Below are 17,251 nucleotides of genomic sequence, written 5' to 3'. Positions count from 1 at the left end.
GTCGCCAGTTCACTCGAAGGCTTGTTTTCGATAAGTGTCACGCGGATGAACTGGAAAGCGCTCCCAGGCCGTACCAGCCCCCGAAACACAAGGGTGTGAGGACGGGAGGAACAGGTGAAGCTGCAGCGGAAGCACGTGCTGGCGGCGGGGGTGGCGGTGGTCGCCGCGGCGACGGTGGCGGTGGGCACCGGACTGGGGTTCGCTGACAGCGCACCGACCCGACAGAGCGTCTGCTCGGGATCGATCACGTTCTCGGCCGAGGGGGGCGCGCCGGCCGCCACCAGCAACCAGTTTCCGGTAGGCACCCGGCTGCGGGTGACGAACCTCGACAACGACAGGACGGCCGAGGTGACGGTTGTCGGCCCGTCGGGCAGCTGCGTGCTGCTCAACACCGCAGCCATGGAACTCGTCCGCGAACCGGGCAAGAACGTGATCCGGCGCAACGTGGTCGAGCGGATCGGCGACGCCGCCGCGCAACCGGGCGCGGGTCAGCCGGACGCGCCAGGCGACCGGCCCGGCTCGGCCTCACCGCCGGCGGCCCGCCCGGTCACCGGCTCGGCCTGCCAGGGTGCGATCACCTTCTTCGACGAGGCCGCCGGGCCGGCCGCGACAAGCGACCGCTTCCCGGTCGGTACCCGGCTGCGGGTGACGAACCTGGACAACGACAAGACGACGACCGTCACCATCACCGGTCCCTCGGGCAGTTGCGTGCTGCTGAACTCCGCAGCGATGGAGCAGATCCGGGAGCCGGGCAAGAACCTGGTGCGCAACAACACAGTCGAGCTGCTGCGCTGAGGTGAGCGACCGGAGTGAGGCCGGGTGGCTGCCGCGCGGTGCGGACGCGGCAACCACCCGGCCGGTCGGTCACCCGAAGGCGGCGTCGAGGATGTCCAGGCCGCGGGCGAGGTCGTCGTCGGAGATGACAAGCGGTGGCAGAAAGCGCAGCACATTGCCGTACGTGCCGCAGGTGAGGGTGAGCAGGCCGGCGGCGTGGCAGGCCGCCGAGACCGCTGCCGTGGCGCTCGGGTCGGGGGTCAGGGTGCCCGGCGTGACGATCTCCACGGCGAGCATCGCGCCGCGTCCGCGTACCTCGGCGATGCGCGGGTCGCGGGCGGCGACGGCGCGCAGCCGATCACCAAGCACCGTCCCGATCCGTCGGGCCGCGCCGGCCAGGTCCAGCTCCCGCATCGTCTCGATGGCGGCCAGGGCGGCGGCGCAGGCGATCGGATTGCCGCCGTAGGTGCCGCCGAGCCCGCCGACGTGCACCGCGTCCATCAGCTCCGCCCGCCCGGTGACCGCGGCCAGCGGCAGCCCACCGGCCATGCCCTTGGCCAGGGTCACCAGGTCCGGTTCGACGCCCTCGTGCTGGCAGGCGAACCAGTCGCCGGTGCGGCAGAACCCGGTCTGGATCTCGTCGGCGACGAAGACCGCCCCGGCCGCCGTCGCCCACGTGCGCAGCGCCGGCAGAAAACCCTTCGCCGGTACGACGAAACCGCCCTCGCCCTGGATCGGCTCGATCAGCAACGCGGCGACGTTCTCCGCCCCGACCTGCTTCTCGATGGTCTCGATGGCGCGGGCCGCCGCCGTGGCGCCGTCCAGACCACCGTCGCGCAACGGGTACGACATCGGCACCCGGTAGACCTCGCCGGCGAACGGCCCGAACCGGTGCTTGTACGGCATGTTCTTGGCGGTCAGTGCCAACGTCAGGTTGGTCCGCCCGTGGTACGCGTGGTCGAACACCACGACCGCCGACCGTCCGGTGGCGTGCCGGGCGACCTTCACCGCGTTCTCCACCGCCTCGGCACCCGAGTTGAACAGCGCCGAACGCTTCTCGAACCCACCCGGGGTCAGCGCGTTGAGCTGCTCGCAGACCGCCACGTACGACTCGTACGGCGCGACCATGAAACAGGTGTGGGTGAACCGTTCGACCTGCGCCCGCACGGCCTCGACCACCCGGGGAGCGGAGTTGCCGACGTTCGTGACAGCGATGCCGGCGGCGAAGTCGATCCACCGGCGGCCGTCGACGTCGGTGAGCGTGCCACCCGACGCGGAGTCCACATAGGAGTTGATGACGCTGCCGACGCCCCGGGCGACGGCGGAGCTGCGCCGCTTCTGCAACTCGTCCGAGGAGGTCATGGGGTCAGCCCTCGATGTTGTGCATGACGTGCTTGATCCGGGTGTAGTCCTCCAGGCTGTAGACGGAGAGGTCCTTGCCGTGCCCGGAGTGCTTGAAGCCGCCGTGCGGCATCTCGGAGATGAACGGGATGTGGGTGTTCACCCAGACGCAGCCGAAGTCGAGCCGTCGGGTCATCCGCATCGCCCGGCCGTGGTCGCGGGTCCAGACCGAGGCGGACAGGCCGTAGTCGACGCCGTTGGCCCAGCGGACCGCCTCGTCCTCGTCGGAGAACCGCTGCACGGTGATGACCGGCCCGAACACCTCGTCCTGGATGATCTCGTCGTCCTGCCGTACCCCGGAGACGACAGTCGGCGCGTAGAAGTAGCCGCGCTCGCCCACCTGCGTGCCCCCGGTCCGCACGGTCGCGTGGTCGGGCAGCCGGTCCAGGAAGCCACGTACCCGGGCCAGCTGGTTGGCGTTGTTCAGCGGGCCGTAGAGAACGTCCGCGTCGTCAGGTGCGCCGGTCCTCGTGTTGCGGGCCTGCTCGGTGAGGGCGGCCACGAAGTCGTCGTGGACGTCGGGTCCGGTGAGCACCCGGGTGGCCGCGGTGCAGTCCTGGCCGGCGTTGAAGTAGCCGCCGACCGCGATGGCCTCGGCCGCCGCGGCGATGTCCGCGTCGTCGAAGATCACCACCGGCGCCTTGCCGCCCAGCTCCAGGTGGGTCCGCTTGAGGTCGGGCGCGGCGGCTGCGGCGACCTCCATGCCGGCCCGGGTCGAGCCGGTGATGGAGACCAGTTGCGGGGTGGGGTGCGCGACCAGGGCTCGGCCGGTGTCCCGATCTCCGCAGACCACGTTGAACACGCCCGGCGGCAGGTGCTCGGCGGCGATCTCGGCGAGCAGCAACGTCGACACCGGGGTGGTGTCCGACGGCTTGAGGACCACCGTGTTGCCGGCCGCCAGCGCGGGAGCGATCTTCCAGACGGCCATCATCAGCGGGTAGTTCCAGGGCGTCACCTGGGCGCAGACCCCGATCGGCTCGCGCCGCACGTACGAGGTGTGCCCGGCCAGGTACTCGCCGGCCGAGCGGCCCTCCAGCAGGCGGGCGGCCCCGGCGAAGAAGCGGAACTCGTCCACCGCCGGCGGCAGTTCCTCGTCGGCGGTGAGCTGGCGTGGCTTGCCGGTGTTGCGTACCTCCGCGTCGACCAGGTCGGCGGCCCGGGCCTCGACCGCGTCGGCGAGCTTGAGCAGCGCCCGCTGCCGCTCGGCCGGAGTGCTGTCCCGCCAGCTGTCGAAGGCGGTGGCGGCGGCCCGCATCGCCGCGTCCACGTCGGCGGTGCCGGAGACCGGCGTCTGGGCGAAGACCTCACCCGTGCACGGGTCGATCAGGTCGGCGTAGCCGCCGTCGACCGGCTCGACGTACTCGCCGTTGACGAAGTTGCGCAGCCTCTGCTTGTCACTCATGACTGGATCACTCCGAGGGGTCCGGGGTCTCGCTGCGGCGGTTATCGCAATCTTGCTGCCATCTTCGCTACTGAATTCGCGGCAGACAAGGGTTAAGGCGACTGTTTCCGTAGACGAGGCGGTCGTTTAGGCTGCGCACGTGGAGCCCACAGCGTTCTTCGTCGCCGGTCGGTCCGCCCACGGTGCCGACGAGGTGACGGTGCACCACCCCTACGACTGTCGCCCGGTCGGGCGTACCACAGTCGCCACCGCCGACCAGGTCGAGGCGGCAGTGGCGGCGGCGGCCGAGGTGGCCGCGACCGCCGCCGCGCTGCCCGCGTACGTCCGCGCGGCGGCCCTGGACCACGTCTCTCGCCGCCTCGCCGAACGGGCCGAGGAGGTCGCTCAGCTGATCACCGCCGAGAACGGCAAGCCGGTCAAGTGGTCGCGGGCCGAGGTGAGCCGGGCCAGCTCGACATTCCGGTGGGCGGCCGAGGAGGCCCGTCGGTTCTCCGGTGAGCTGCAACGGCTCGACACCGACCCGGCCGCCACCGGACGCATCGCGCTGGTCCGCCGGGTGCCGAAGGGGCCGGTGCTCGGCATCACGCCGTTCAACTTCCCGCTGAACCTGGTGGCGCACAAGGTCGCCCCGGCGATCGCGGTAGGTGCGCCGATCATCGTCAAGCCGGCACCTGCCACCCCGCTGTCCGCGCTGCTGCTGGGGGAGATCCTGGCCGAGACGGAGCTGCCGGAGGGCATGTTCTCGATCCTGCCGCTGCCCAACGAACGCGCCGCCGAGCTGGTCACCGACCCCCGGCTGCCGATCGTCTCGTTCACCGGCTCCGGACCGGTGGGCGCGGCGATCCGCCGCTCCGTTCCCGACAAGCACGTGACCCTGGAACTGGGCGGCAACGCGGCGGTGCTGATCTGCCAGGACTGGGCCGAGGACGAGGACCTGACGGTCGCGGCGCACCGGATCGCCACCTTCGCCAACTACCAGGCCGGCCAGTCCTGCATCGCCGTGCAGCGGGTCTACGTGCACGAATGGCTCTACGACGGCTTCCTGCCCCGGCTGGTCGCGGCGGTGCGCGAGCTGCGTACCGGAGACCCGACCGACCCGCTCACCGATGTCGGCCCGCTGGTGTCCGAGGCCGCGGCCCGTCGGGTGGAGGCGTGGGTGGACGAGGCGGTGACGGCCGGCGCCACCATCGAGACCGGCGGCCGGCGGGACGGCGCGACCTACCCGCCCACAGTCCTCAGTGGAGTGCCCCGGGACGCGAAGGTCCACGCGGAGGAGGTCTTCGGTCCGGTGCTCGTGGTGGACCGGGTGGTCGACGACGACGCCGGCTTCGCGGCGGTGAACGACTCGGTGTACGGGTTGCAGGCCGGCGTCTTCACCCGCCGCCTCGACGTCGCGTTCGCCGCGGCGCGCACCCTCCAGGTCGGCGGAGTGATCGTCGGTGACGTGCCCTCCTACCGCGCCGACCAGATGCCGTACGGCGGCATGAAGGGCAGCGGGGTGGGTCGGGAGGGAGTGCGCAGCGCCATGGACGACTACACCGAGCCCCGCGTCACGGTCCTGACCGGTGTGCGGCTCTGACCGTCAACGTCACCAGCCGCCGTCGTCGCGTACCCGGGCCGGGGCGCGGCCGAGCAGCAGGGTGGTGAGCGCGGTGTCGATGTCGCCCCCGAGGAACCACTCACCCGCCTGGTCCAGCGCGAAGATCCGGCCCCGCTCGTCGACCGCGATGATGCTCTGGCCGCCCTCGGTGCCGAGCGGGAACAGCCGGGCGCCGATCACCGCCGCGAAGTCGCCGAGCAGGTCGGCGGTCTGGGCGAGCTGACGCGGGTGGATGTCGAACCGTGAGATCCACACCTGCTCGCCGGGGCCACGCCGCAGGCTGAGCAGGCGCGGGAACGCGGTTAGCGTGGCGACCGCGGCGGGGAACGAAGCGTGCGCGTACGTCCTGCCACCAACCGCACCCACGCCGTGAACCGTCGCCGTCGCCACCGCTGCGTCGCTGGCCTGGGGTCGCCAGCCGGCGGCGACAAGCGCCTGCGCCACCTCCGGGGGAAACCGGCCGGGGACCGGATCGGGAGCTGGTTCCGGAAACCAGGGCTCGGTGTGGGCCCGTTCGGCGCGGGGCAGGACGCTGAACTCGACAAGCATGGTCAGGCACGAGTCACAGGGCCGGTCGGCCGGTCCACCGTGTCGATCGCCCGGGTCGCGGACCTGGGACACCTCGATGCGGGCGGAACTGAGCAGGTCCCGGGCATCGCCCAGGCTCATGGTGGCGATGCCCTCGGCGGTGCGGCGGCGGTCGTACTCGTGCAGGACATCGGAGACCACCACGACCTCCGCGTGCCGCTCTCCGCCCCGGACCAGCCGGCCGGCTGGCAGCACGTCGAGGTACGCGCGGACCAGTGGGTGATGGTTGAGCACCACGTCGCCCTTGGCGCCCTGGGCGGTGAAGATCCGCCCCTCGACGGTGAGTCGCGCGGTGGTGGTCGGTACGGGCAGCCGGTGGATCTCCCGCAGCAGCTGACCGGCCGGGTCCACGGTGCGCTGGGTCGGCGGGACAGCGACCCGGCTGCGGCGGTAGAGGCGTGCCACCACGTCCGGCGGCACCCTCGGCCAGGTGCTCACCTCACCGGTCCGCTTGTCGACCACTGTCGAGGGCAGATCACCGGGAGGTGCACTGACATGTGTGGACGGGGTGGAGATGATGACGTAGCCGAGGTCGAACTCGGCGACCACCGGCCGGCACTCGCGCCCCAGGCGCAGCGAATCGCGACGTGCCCACACCGCTGCGAGCTGCTCGGCCTGGTTGCGGTCAATCACACCCGGAACCTATCGGACTACGTCGTTTCGTGGCGCTGCGTGCGGCCGACCCTACCGAACGTGAGGCGAGCGGTAGTTCTGCCGCGCCGAACGGCGCGGGTGCTGCCCACTGCGGGCCTCGACAGGGCGCAATAGGCTCGCGGAATGGCAGCACCGGAGAAGAAGGACGGTGACTCAAGGCTCTGGGCCTGGCCGGTGGGAATCCTGCTCGGCGTGGTGATCGGTGTGGCGGCACTGGACGGCGTCGCCGGCATCGGCATCGGGGTGGCCTTCGGTATCGCGTTCGCCCTGGCGCTCGGCGCGATGGGCGGCGGGGACGACGCGGACGGCCCCGACGAGTCCGGCACCGACGGGAAGGGTCCGGACCGCCGGGGGTGACCGCCGAGCGCCCCCGTGACGTGGTGCGGCACACATGCGGGGTGCTCGATGACCAGCCGAGGTCGGGCCCCGGTAGTAGCCTGACCGGCGTTCCCCCGTCGGGGGAGGAACGGTGGTTGATCATGTCGGTACGTCGGCACACGGCGCGGCTCGCGACGGTCTGCGTGTTCCTGGGCGCCCTGGTGGTGCTCGGTGGCGCGCCCGCGCACGCCGACGAGGACCGGGTGCGGGTGCGTTCGGCTGGCAGCTTCACCGCGGGCCGTTCCGCCGAAGGGGTGACCGTGGAGGTGCGCAAGCGCACCGACGGGTGCGTGCGGGTACGCACCGCACTGGGACTCAGCCTGCCCGACGTCCGGGCCGACCAGGTGGCGGTGCAGGCCAACGTGGGAGGTCGCTGGGTGCCGGTGGGCGTCTCCGGCGAAGCGGGACTTGTCACCACCACACCGGTGGCCCCGGCCAGAGACGAGCTCTGCAAGGGCAAGGGTGTGGCGGTGCGGTACCGGGTCGCCTTCGCCGCGGCTGCCCCCGGTGGTCGACTGGTGCTGACGGGCGAGGCGACCACGGCGCGGGGCGCCGTGCTGGGCCGGGCAGCCGCGTCGTCGCGGGTGGTGGGCGGGCGGGTCCCGGTGTCGCCCTCCCCGTCACCCACGCCCTCGCCGTCGCCGAGCGAGCAGGTGGTCGAGGAACCGTCAGTCGAGGCGACGCCGACAGTGGCGCTGGCCGCCGAGGCGACTGACGACCTTGCCCAGACCGCGGGCGAGTCCTCCGGCGGATCGCCGGTGATGTACTTCGGCATCGCCATGGTGGCCGCCGGTGCGCTGCTCATCGGGCTGCTGATCCACCGTTCCCGCAGGGATCGCAAGGACCGGGGACGACCGGCCGACGGATTCGAGATCCCGCCGCCGCGAAACCCGGGCGGCACCACCTACCGTTCCGGCGGCGGTCAGGGTGCCGCGCCGCTGGTGCCCGTCCCGGGCGCCGTACCGGTCCCGCCGGGTCTGGGCACCGTGCCGCCGCCCGTGCCGGGGGCCGTGCCGCCGCCCGTCCCGGGGGCGGTGCCGCCGGTGGCGCCCGGTCAGGCGTACGGGTCGAGTCGGCCCGGCACGCCCCGGGTCTACGGCGGTGCCCCGGCACCCCGCCCGAGCGGCGGTCTGTACGGTGCCCGGCCGGCCGACCCGGGCGACGCGACCCGGCCGGCCGACCAGGTTGAACCGACCCGCCCGGCCCCGCCCGGCACGGCCGCCCGCGCGGCGGTGCCACCGGCCCGTACCGTTCCGCCCACCTCCGCCCCGCCGGCCCCGCCGACGCCCGGACTGGCCGCGCCGACCCCGGGTTTTCCGCCCGCGCCGATCCCGGGACCGGCCGTGCCGACCGCCGGCCCGCCGGCAGTTCCGCCCGCCGTGCCGCCGGCCGAGCCCGGCCAGGGCAGGGTGTCCGGGCGCCCGGACGGTTCACCGGGGGCCGGCAAGGGGGACGAACCGGAGTACGGGCGCGGGCTCGGCGGCTGAGCCGGGGTGGGCGCCGCCGCTCCGATACGCTCAGGTTCGTTGACGACCCGCAGGCGAGGAGTGGAATCGGTGTCTGATCTGTCCCGGATCGTGAAGGCGTACGACGTCCGTGGGACGGTGCCGGACCAGTGGGACGAGCGTGTCGCCGGTGCTCTCGGCGTCGCCTTCGCCCAGATGCTCGACGCCGCTGGCGAGCCGGGGCAGGCGGTGCTGATCGGGCACGACATGCGGGCCTCCGGGCCCGGGTTGGCCGCCGCCTTCGCCACCGGCGTACGCGCCGAGGGGCGCCCGGTCATCGAGATCGGGCTCGCCTCGACCGACATGGTCTACTACGCCTCCGGTTCGCTCGGCTTGCCCGGCGCGATGTTCACCGCCAGCCACAACCCGGCGCAGTACAACGGCATCAAGCTGTGTCACGCAGGTGCTCGCCCAGTCGGGCAGGACAGTGGGCTGGCCGAGGTCCGCGACCGGGCTCAGGCCCTGCTCGACAAGGACGAGCCGCTCGGCGAGCCGACCGCACCGACGCAGCGGCGGGACCTGCTGCCCGACTACGCGGCACACCTGCGCACGCTTGTGGACCTCGCTGGCATCCGGCCGTTGACAGTGGTGGTGGACGCGGGCAACGGGATGGGTGGGCACACCGTGCCGAGTGTGCTCGGCGACGCCGCCCTGCCGGCCCTGCCGCTGCGGATCGTGCCGTTGTACTTCGAGTTGGACGGCACGTTCCCCAACCACGAGGCCAACCCGCTGGACCCGGCGAACCTGGTCGACCTGCAACGGGCGGTGGTGGCGCACGGCGCGGACATCGGGCTGGCCTTCGACGGAGACGCCGACCGTTGCTTCGTGGTGGACGAGCGCGGTGAGCCGGTCTCCCCGTCGGCGATCACCGCGTTGGTGGCGGCCCGGGAACTGGCCAAGCACCCCGGCTCGACGGTGATCCACAACCTGATCACGTCAAGCGCGGTGCCCGAGATCATTCGGGAGCACGGCGGCGAGCCGGTGGTGGCCCGGGTGGGCCACTCGTTCATCAAGGCCGAGATGGCACGGACCAACGCGGTCTTCGGTGGGGAGCACTCGGCGCACTACTACTTCCGGGACTTCTGGTTCGCCGACACCGGGATGCTGGCGGCGATGCACACCCTGGCAGCGCTCGGTGAGCAGCCGCTGCCGCTGTCCACGCTTGCCGCCGAGTACGAGCGGTACGTCGCCTCGGGTGAGATCAACTCCACCGTGGCGGACCAGGCGGCCAAGGTCGCCGAGGTGCGTGCCGCGTACCCGGACGCCGAGGCCGACGAGATGGACGGGCTCACCCTGCGCTTTCCTGACGGGGCGTGGTTCAACCTGCGCGCCTCGAACACCGAGCCGCTGCTGCGGCTCAACGTCGAGGCACCGACGGGCGAGCGGATGACAGCGCTCCGCGACGAGGTGCTCGACCGGGTTCGCCGATAAGATCGCTCGCGCCGGTCGGCACCCCCGACCGGTGAAGCCGCACACGTGGAAGGAGCCGCGCAGTGGCCCTCGACCCGCAGTTGCTGGAAATCCTCGCCTGCCCGGACACACACCATGCCCCGCTGACCTACGACGCGCAGGCCCAGACGCTCACCTGCACCGAGTGTCGCCGGATCTTCGAGGTCCGCGACGACGTGCCGGTGCTGCTGCTGGACGAGGCGCGCGGCCCGGCGGAGGGATCGTGATCGACGGAACGGCCGGCGTCAGTGGCCACCGCAACGCCGACGAGCGGCTCCTCGACGACCCGCAGGCACTCGCCGAGCGGGACCCGGGCGGCATGCTGCGGCACACCGCCTCGGCGGGCGCACAGGTGCGCGAGTCGGCGGCCCTGGCCGCCGAGGCGAACCTGTCCGTACTCGCCGACGACGGACGTCCCCGGGCGGTCGTGATCGCCGGCATCGGCACCGCCGGGCGGACCGGTGACGTGCTGGCCACCGTCGCCGGGCCGCGCTGCCCGGTGCCGGTCATCGCGCACCGCCTCGCCGGAGTGCCCGGCTGGGTCGGCGCGGCAGACGTGGTGATCGCCGTGAGCGCCTCCGGTCGCAGCCCCGAGGCGTTGGGTGCCGCCGAGGCCGCCCACCGGCGGGGCGCCCGGCTGGTCGCGGTGGGCCCGGCGGACTCGCAACTGCACTCGGTCGCCGAGCGGGCCCGCGCCCCGTTCATCCCGGTGCCCCGGCGGGCACCCGCGCGGGCCAGCCTGTGGGGGCTTACCGTGCCGGTCCTGCTCGCCGCCCGGGCCCTCGGCCTGGTCAAGGTCAACGAGGCGGATCTGGCGGAGACGGCGGCCCGGCTGGACGCCGACGCGGACCGCAGCCGCCCGACCGCGGAGTCCTTCGTCAATCCGGCGAAATCCCTCGCCCTCGGGCTGGCCGGGTCGATCCCGATCGTCTGGGGCTCGTCTCCGCTGGCGGCGGTCGCCGCGCGTCGCTTCGGCGACACCCTGTCGGCGAACGCCAGGTACCCCGTGGTCACCGGTGCGCTCGGCGAGGCGGGCCGGGGTCGGGTCGGGCTGCTCGACGGGGTCTTCGGGGGCCTGGCCGAGGGGGAGCGGGACATCTTCGCCGATCCCGACGAGTCGGACGGTGAGGGCACCCGACTCCGGTTGGTGCTGCTGCGCGACGGTGGCCTGAACGCCGAGGACGACGCCGACGAGCCCCTCGCCGTCGAGGAGCGGCGCGCGGACGCGGTGCAGACCCTCGCCGAGCGGCGGGGCGTCAGGTGCGACGTGGTCACCGCCGAGGGCGGCTCGGCGCTGGAGCGGCTCGCCTCCCTGGTGGCGGTGCCGGACTTCGCGTCGATCTACCTCGCGTTGGCGCACGGCCTGGACCCGATGGCGGTGCCGGCGATCACCGAGATGAAGGAACTGGCCAACCAGTGAGCACCCAGGGTGGCATCAAGGCGATCATCGCCGCGCTGCTCGCCAACATCGGTATCGCCGTGACGAAGTTCGTGGCCTACCTGCTGACGAGTTCGTCGTCGATGCTCGCCGAGTCCATCCACTCGGTCGCCGACGCGGGCAACCAGGCACTGCTGCTGCTCGGCGGCAAGCGGGCCCGGCGCGCCGCCACCCCGCAACACCCCTTCGGCTACGGCCGGGAACGCTACGTCTACGCGTTCATCGTCTCGATCGTGCTGTTCAGCCTGGGTGGCCTGTTCGCGCTCTACGAGGCGTGGCACAAGTGGTCCGACCCGCACGGCATCAGCAACTGGCAGTGGGTGCCGGTGACCGTGCTGCTCGCGGCGATCGTGATGGAGTCCTTCTCCTTCCGTACCGCCATCAAGGAGTCGAACCTGGTCCGGGGCCGCGAGTCCTGGACCAGGTTCATCCGCCGGTCGAAGGCGCCGGAGCTGCCGGTGGTGCTGCTGGAGGACTTCGGCGCGCTCGTCGGTCTGGTCTTCGCCCTGTTCGGGGTGGGCATGACCCTGGCCACCGGCAACGGCAGGTGGGACGCGGCCGGCACCGCGATGATCGGTGTGCTGCTGGTGACCATCGCGGTCGTGCTGGCTGTGGAGACCAAGAGCCTGCTGCTGGGCGAGGGGGCCGAGCCGGCCGACGTGTCGGCCATCGAGCAGGCGGTCACCGCCGGCCCCGAGGTGGAGCGGATCATCCACATGAAGACCCTCTACCTCGGCCCGGAGGAGCTGATGGTGGCGGCGAAGATCGCCGTGTCCCGGTGCGAGAGCGCCGAGGAGGTCGCCCGGGGCATCGACGCGGTGGAAAAGCGGATCCGCGCGGCCGTACCGGTCGCTCGGGTGATCTACCTCGAACCGGACATCTACCAGGTCACCGCCGGGTCCTCCAGCATGGCCGGGCACGCTGGGAGCTGACCTGTGGAACCGCTGTACGGGCCGATCAAGGACTACGCCTGGGGTTCCCGCTCGGCGATCGCCGAACTCCAGGGGCGGCCGGTGCCGAGCGCGGTGCCCGAGGCGGAGCTGTGGCTCGGGGCGCATCCGTGCGCGCCAGCCGCCGTCGAACGCGACGGCGCGCGGATCGCGCTCACCGACGTGCTCGCCGCCGAGCCTGTCGACTGGCTCGGCCGGCCGGTGGTCGACCGGTTCGGAACCCGCCTGCCGTTCCTGCTCAAGGTGCTGGCGGCGGCGGCTCCGCTGAGCCTTCAGGCGCATCCCGACGCCGAGCAGGCGCGAGCCGGTCACGCAGCCGAGCAGGCCCGGCCCGGGGGACACCGCAACTACGTCGACCCGTTCCACAAGCCAGAGCTGCTGGTGGCGCTCGGGCCGATGGAGGCGCTGTGCGGGTTCCGGGATCCCGCTGTCTCGGCGCGGGCGTTCGCGGCGCTGGGCGTACCGCAGCTGCGGCCGGTGCTCGACGCGTTGGCCGGCGGGCCGGCGGGGCTGGCCGAAGCCGTACGCCTGTTGCTGGAGTGGCCGACGGCGGAGCGTGCGGGCCTGGTGGCGGCGGCCCGGGCGGCGGGCGGCCCGGACGCGGACCTGGTGGCGCTGCTGGCCGAGGTCTACCCGGCCGATCCCGGAGTGCTCGTGGCACTGCTGCTCAACCGGGCGCGGCTGGCTCCCGGTGAGGCGATCTGGATGCCGGCCGGGAACCTGCACGCCTACCTGCGCGGTACCGGCGTGGAGGTGATGGCCGCCAGCGACAACGTGTTGCGGGGCGGGTTGACCCCGAAGCACGTGGACGTGGCCGAACTGCTGCGGGTGCTCCGTTTCGAGGTGCTCGACCAGCCGGTGGTCGGGCCCCGAAAGGTCGCCGACGGAGTGGTGACCTGGCCGGTGCCGGTCGATGACTTCGCGTTGCACCGGGTGACGGTGGGCGACGGGCGGCGCGAGGTGACACTGGGCGTCCCCGGCCCCCGGGTGGTGCTCTGCACGGCCGGTCGGATCACGGTGACCGACGGGGTGGGGCCGGTGATTCTCGGCCCGGGTCGGGCCGCGGTCGGGCCGGCGGTTGGCGGTTCACTGACGGTCACCGGCGAGGGTGAGACGTACATCGCCTCGACCGGACTGGTCTGAGCCTGCCGGACGCCCGGCGTCAGGATCACCGCAACCAATAAGTCCGACATTCCCGGAATAGCTTGACTCTGCGCTTGCTTAGTGTGACTCTATGAGTGCGCAGCGTTATCGCGACGATGGTCCGAGAACGCGCGGGGGAACCAAACCGGGGGGATGCACGGGGCGGACGGAGTTGGACGGCACACGTCCACACCGGCCGCCCCGTGCGCTGTCCGTAACCACCCCGGCCGCCGGTACCGAGCGCGCGTAAGGTGGGTGGTTGCGCAGCACCATCGTCCGACAGGAGCTTTCATGACCAGCACCCTCCCGGCGTCCGCCAGTGGTACGTCGTCCGAGGTCCGGCCGCGTACTGTCGCCGAGGGCGACTACAAGGTGGCGGATCTGTCGCTCGCCGAGTTCGGTCGCAAGGAGATCCGCCTCGCCGAGCACGAGATGCCCGGCCTGATGGCGATCCGCCGTGAGTTCGCCGACGCGCAGCCCCTCGCGGGTGCGCGGATCACCGGGTCGCTGCACATGACGATTCAGACCGCCGTGCTGATCGAGACCTTGGTCGCGCTCGGCGCGCAGGTCCGCTGGGCGTCGTGCAACATCTTCTCCACCCAGGACCACGCCGCCGCCGCGGTCGTCGTCGGCCCCGAGGGCACCGTCGACGCTCCTGCCGGAGTCCCGGTGTACGCGTGGAAGGGCGAGACCCTCCCGGAGTACTGGTGGTGCACCGAGCAGGTGCTCGACTGGCCCGAGGGGGACGGCCCGAACATGATCCTGGACGACGGTGGCGACGCCACGCTGCTCGTCCACAAGGGCGCCGAGTTCGAGAAGGCCGGGGCGGTGCCGCCCGTCGAGTCCGCCGACTCCGAGGAGTACGCGGTCATCCTCGACCTGCTGCACCGCTCGCTGGCCGCCAACGGGCAGCGGTGGACCCGGATCGCCGCCGGCATCAAGGGCGTCACCGAGGAGACCACCACAGGCGTGCACCGGCTCTACGACATGCACCGCGCCGGCACGCTGCTCTTCCCGGCCATCAACGTCAACGACTCGGTGACCAAGAGCAAGTTCGACAACAAGTACGGCTGCCGTCACTCGCTCATCGACGGCATCAACCGGGCCACCGACGTGCTGATCGGCGGCAAGATGGCAGTCGTGCTCGGCTACGGCGACGTCGGCAAGGGCTGCGCCGAGTCGCTGCGTGGCCAGGGTGCCCGGGTCGTGGTGACCGAGGTCGACCCGATCTGCGCGCTCCAGGCGGCGATGGACGGCTACCAGGTCGCCACCCTGGAGGACGTGGTCGAGCAGGCCGACATCTTCATCACCGCCACCGGCTGTTTCGACGTCATCACCAACGAGCACATGGCCCGGATGAAGCACCAGGCCATCGTCGGCAACATCGGCCACTTCGACAACGAGATCGACATGGCCGGCCTGGCGAAGCGCTCGGACGTCACCCGGGAGAACATCAAGCCGCAGGTCGACGTGTGGCGCTTCGACGACGGTCACGCCATCATCGTGCTCTCCGAGGGCCGCCTGCTGAACCTGGGCAACGCCACCGGCCACCCGAGCTTCGTGATGTCGAACTCGTTCGCCAACCAGACGATCGCCCAGATCGAGCTGTTCACGAAGACCGACGAGTACCCGATCGGCGTGTACGTGCTGCCCAAGCACCTCGACGAGAAGGTCGCCCGGCTGCACCTGGACGCGCTCGGTGCCCGGCTGACCACGCTCACCAAGGAGCAGGCCGCCTACCTCGGCGTCACCGTGGACGGCCCGTTCAAGCCGGACCACTACCGCTACTGAGCATCGACGCCACCTCCGGGGCCGACCGCGACGGCCGACCCCGGAGGTGGCCCTGCGGGTCCGCCGTGCGGCCGGAGGGCGGTGCGGCCCTGTGGCCGGGCCGGTCAGCGGGGGCGTTGCCGGGTGGGGCGGACCCAGGTCCAGACACACCAGACCAGCCAGGCCACGGAGACCAGCGCCGCGAGGGTGTGCAGCCGCAACGCGCTGAGCAGCAGCACCACCGCGAGCACTGCCAGCCACGGCAGGAAAGCCCTCATCCTGACCTCCCAGGTGGTTCGTCATCCGGTGCCGCCCGGAACTGCGGCCACAGCGCCTCGGTGAGTGCGCGTTCCCCGGCCAGGACACGGCGGGCCCGCCGGTGCCGCTCGGCGATGACCGCGGCCAGGTAGGCCGCATCCGACTGTCCGGTCGGTGGCGGCGGGCTGGTCACCACGGCGACCTGCCGCCACAGCAGCCGGGCCAGTTCGCCGCGCGCCGGCTGGCTGAACCCGGCGGCCCGGGCCAGGTACTGCCGCACGGCGAGTGCCAGCTCCGCGTCCAGCCGGCTCAGGTCCAGGGAGTACGCCCAACCGGCCAACGCCGGCACCGTCGCCGGCACCGGACGCCACCTCGTCGCGGGCCGGGTGTGCACGACCAGGGTGCCCGCTGCCAGGTCCCCCAGTCGCCGGCCACGGGCGTCGCTGAGCATCACGGTCAGCCCGACCGCCCAGGACAGCAGCGGCAGCACCAGACCCGGCCACTCCACAGCGACTCCGACCAGCGCCCGGGTCAACGACTGCCGGAACCCGACGGGGGCTCCGTCGGCGCTCACCACCCGCAGCCCGACCGCTGCCTTGCCCGGCGTGCGGCCGTCGTTGAACCGCTCGCAGAGCACGGGATAGCCGACAAGCAGCAGGACGAGCCCGACGGTGAGCAGCGCCCGTTCCATCGCCGCGTCGAGCAACCCGTACGGCAGTGCGGCCAGGAGCAGCCCGGCCAGCGCGGCGAGCAGCAGCCCGGCCGCCAGTTGGACAAGCACGTCGAGCAGGAGTGCGAGCACCCGGGAGCCGATTCGCGCGGCCCGCACGTCCAGCTCGACGGCCTCGCCGCTGACCAGCCCGGCGTCACCCCAGCCCGGGGCGGTCCACGCTCGCGCCGCTGTGCTCACCCCGACAGTGAACACTATGATCGCGCGGTCGGAGGTGGCTGGTGGATGTCGACGCGTACGTCGCGGAGCACGGCGGGCAGTGGCGTCGGCTGAATCAGCTCTGTGCTCAGCGGCGGCTCGACCCGGCCGAGGTCGACGAGCTGGTCGCGCTCTACCAACGGGCCACCACCCAGCTGTCGGTGCTACGGAGCCGCTCGCCGGACCCGGCGCTGGTGAGTGAGCTGTCCCAGGTGGTGCTCCGGGCGCGGGCACGGCTGACCGCTCGGCCCCACCCCACCTGGGCGGCGGTGCGGCGGTTCCTGCTGGCCGGCCTGCCCGGCGCGATCTGGCGGGCCGCGCCGTGGTGGTGTGCGGTGGCGACCGCCTTCACCCTGCTCACCTTCACCCTGATGTGGTTCGTGGCGGACAACCCGGAGACGGCGGCGGCGTTCATCGGTGACGACGAGGCCGCCGAACTCGTCGAGTCCGGTTTCGCCGGGTACTACACGGAGTTCTCCGCGCCGACCTTCGCCTTCCACCTGTGGACGCACAATGCCTGGCTGGCGGCGAAGTGCCTGGCGGCGGGCGTGCTGATCGTCCCGGTCGGCTACCTGCTCTGGCAGAACGCGGTGAACATCGGCGTGGTCGGCGGGGTGATGGTCTCCTACGGCCGTGCGGACGTCTTCTTCGGCCTGATCACTCCGCACGGCCTGCTGGAGTTGACCGGGGTGTTCGTCGCGGCCGGGGTGGGGCTGCGCATCGGGTGGGCGTGGATCGCACCGCCGGAGCAGCTGACCCGAGGGCAGGCGGTGGCCCGGGCGGGCCGCGACGGCGTCCTGGTCGCCGTCGGCCTGGTCGCCCTCTTCGCCGTCGCCGCCCTGATCGAAGCCTTCGTAACCCCCGCCCCCCTGCCGACCCCCCTACGCATCGCCATCGGCGCCACCACCTGGCTGGCCTTCCTCGCCTACGTCCTCCTCCTCGGCTCCCGCACCACCAGCCCGCCCTCCAGCCCCGTTGATCATGAAGTTGTTACCCGCGACACGCCCTTGGGG

16 protein-coding genes are annotated in these 17,251 nt (G+C 72.3%); 11 read left to right on the top strand and 5 right to left on the bottom strand.

Annotation, left to right across the window (positions count from 1 at the left end; genetic code table 11):
* The first annotated feature begins 114 nt into the window (after positions 1-114).
* Entirely contained in the window at positions 115-795 is a 681-nt protein-coding gene (locus Van01_RS22735) for an RlpA-like double-psi beta-barrel domain-containing protein (RefSeq protein WP_204011192.1), read from the top strand.
* 69 nt (positions 796-864) lie between these two features.
* Here the strand turns inward: Van01_RS22735 and gabT are convergent, their stop codons facing one another.
* Both gabT and Van01_RS22725 read right to left on the bottom strand, forming a co-directional pair.
* Positions 865-2,136, bottom strand: a complete 1,272-nt coding sequence (gene gabT / locus Van01_RS22730) for a 4-aminobutyrate--2-oxoglutarate transaminase (RefSeq protein WP_204011190.1) — start codon at positions 2,134-2,136, stop codon at positions 865-867.
* Between the two features lie 4 nt (positions 2,137-2,140).
* A complete protein-coding gene (locus Van01_RS22725; protein ID WP_204011188.1) occupies positions 2,141-3,577 on the bottom strand; it encodes a gamma-aminobutyraldehyde dehydrogenase in 1,437 nt (478 codons plus the stop codon).
* 139 nt (positions 3,578-3,716) lie between these two features.
* On the opposite strand from Van01_RS22725, the gene Van01_RS22720 reads away from it, so the two are divergent.
* Positions 3,717-5,156: an aldehyde dehydrogenase family protein gene (locus tag Van01_RS22720; protein WP_204011186.1), complete on the top strand. Its 1,440-nt coding sequence runs from the start codon at positions 3,717-3,719 to the stop codon at positions 5,154-5,156.
* A gap of 9 nt (positions 5,157-5,165) precedes the next feature.
* Here the strand turns inward: Van01_RS22720 and Van01_RS22715 are convergent, their stop codons facing one another.
* On the bottom strand, positions 5,166-6,398 hold the full coding sequence (locus Van01_RS22715; RefSeq protein WP_204011184.1) for an SUKH-3 domain-containing protein: 1,233 nt from the start codon (positions 6,396-6,398) through the stop codon (positions 5,166-5,168).
* A gap of 144 nt (positions 6,399-6,542) precedes the next feature.
* Here Van01_RS22715 and Van01_RS22710 point away from each other — a divergent pair, with 144 nt between their 5' ends.
* The 8 genes from Van01_RS22710 to ahcY all read left to right on the top strand — a co-directional run bounded on the left by Van01_RS22710 (position 6,543) and on the right by ahcY (position 15,073).
* Positions 6,543-6,776: a hypothetical protein gene (locus Van01_RS22710; protein ID WP_204011180.1), complete on the top strand. Its 234-nt coding sequence runs from the start codon at positions 6,543-6,545 to the stop codon at positions 6,774-6,776.
* A gap of 122 nt (positions 6,777-6,898) precedes the next feature.
* A complete protein-coding gene (locus Van01_RS22705; RefSeq protein ID WP_204011177.1) occupies positions 6,899-8,284 on the top strand; it encodes a hypothetical protein in 1,386 nt (461 codons plus the stop codon).
* 69 nt (positions 8,285-8,353) lie between these two features.
* Positions 8,354-9,733 (top strand): phosphomannomutase/phosphoglucomutase, encoded by a 1,380-nt coding sequence (locus tag Van01_RS22700; RefSeq protein ID WP_204011175.1) that lies wholly within the window; start codon positions 8,354-8,356, stop codon positions 9,731-9,733.
* A gap of 62 nt (positions 9,734-9,795) precedes the next feature.
* Positions 9,796-9,978, top strand: a complete 183-nt coding sequence (locus tag Van01_RS22695) for a Trm112 family protein (protein ID WP_099847459.1) — start codon at positions 9,796-9,798, stop codon at positions 9,976-9,978.
* Entirely contained in the window at positions 9,975-11,171 is a 1,197-nt protein-coding gene (locus tag Van01_RS22690) for an SIS domain-containing protein (RefSeq protein WP_099847458.1), read from the top strand. The genes Van01_RS22695 and Van01_RS22690 overlap by 4 nt, the downstream gene beginning before the upstream one ends.
* Positions 11,168-12,121 carry a cation diffusion facilitator family transporter gene (locus Van01_RS22685; RefSeq protein ID WP_204011169.1) on the top strand — a complete coding sequence of 318 codons (954 nt, stop codon included), beginning with the start codon at positions 11,168-11,170 and terminating at the stop codon, positions 12,119-12,121. The genes Van01_RS22690 and Van01_RS22685 overlap by 4 nt, the downstream gene beginning before the upstream one ends.
* A 3-nt stretch (positions 12,122-12,124) precedes the next feature.
* Entirely contained in the window at positions 12,125-13,282 is a 1,158-nt protein-coding gene (gene manA, locus Van01_RS22680; protein WP_204011167.1) for a mannose-6-phosphate isomerase, class I, read from the top strand.
* Between the two features lie 291 nt (positions 13,283-13,573).
* Positions 13,574-15,073 carry an adenosylhomocysteinase gene (gene ahcY, locus Van01_RS22675; protein WP_204011166.1) on the top strand — a complete coding sequence of 500 codons (1,500 nt, stop codon included), beginning with the start codon at positions 13,574-13,576 and terminating at the stop codon, positions 15,071-15,073.
* Between the two features lie 104 nt (positions 15,074-15,177).
* On the opposite strand, the gene Van01_RS22670 is transcribed toward ahcY, so the two are convergent.
* Both Van01_RS22670 and Van01_RS22665 read right to left on the bottom strand, forming a co-directional pair.
* The gene (locus Van01_RS22670; RefSeq protein WP_204011165.1) at positions 15,178-15,330 is read right to left on the bottom strand and encodes a hypothetical protein; all 153 of its coding nucleotides are present in this window, start codon (positions 15,328-15,330) and stop codon (positions 15,178-15,180) included.
* Entirely contained in the window at positions 15,327-16,220 is an 894-nt protein-coding gene (locus tag Van01_RS22665) for an RDD family protein (RefSeq protein WP_239099234.1), read from the bottom strand. The genes Van01_RS22670 and Van01_RS22665 overlap by 4 nt, the downstream gene beginning before the upstream one ends.
* A 41-nt stretch (positions 16,221-16,261) precedes the next feature.
* Between Van01_RS22665 and Van01_RS22660 the strand changes: the two genes are divergently transcribed.
* On the top strand, positions 16,262-17,251 hold a 990-nt coding region (locus Van01_RS22660), incomplete at its 3' end, for a stage II sporulation protein M (protein WP_204011163.1).

Source organism: Micromonospora andamanensis (assembly GCF_016863495.1).
GTDB lineage: Bacteria > Actinomycetota > Actinomycetes > Mycobacteriales > Micromonosporaceae > Micromonospora > Micromonospora andamanensis.
Note: the sequence above shows the minus strand (reverse complement) of the source record. Positions and strands in the feature narration are given on the sequence as shown.

Coding starts and splice junctions, on each gene's coding strand:
- gabT (WP_204011190.1), bottom strand. CDS start 2,136: ATGACCTCCTCGGACGAGTTGCAGAAGCGGCGCAGCTCCGCCGTCGCC.
- Van01_RS22725 (WP_204011188.1), bottom strand. CDS start 3,577: ATGAGTGACAAGCAGAGGCTGCGCAACTTCGTCAACGGCGAGTACGTC.
- Van01_RS22710 (WP_204011180.1), top strand. CDS start 6,543: ATGGCAGCACCGGAGAAGAAGGACGGTGACTCAAGGCTCTGGGCCTGG.
- Van01_RS22705 (WP_204011177.1), top strand. CDS start 6,899: ATGTCGGTACGTCGGCACACGGCGCGGCTCGCGACGGTCTGCGTGTTC.
- ahcY (WP_204011166.1), top strand. CDS start 13,574: ATGACCAGCACCCTCCCGGCGTCCGCCAGTGGTACGTCGTCCGAGGTC.
- Van01_RS22670 (WP_204011165.1), bottom strand. CDS start 15,330: ATGAGGGCTTTCCTGCCGTGGCTGGCAGTGCTCGCGGTGGTGCTGCTG.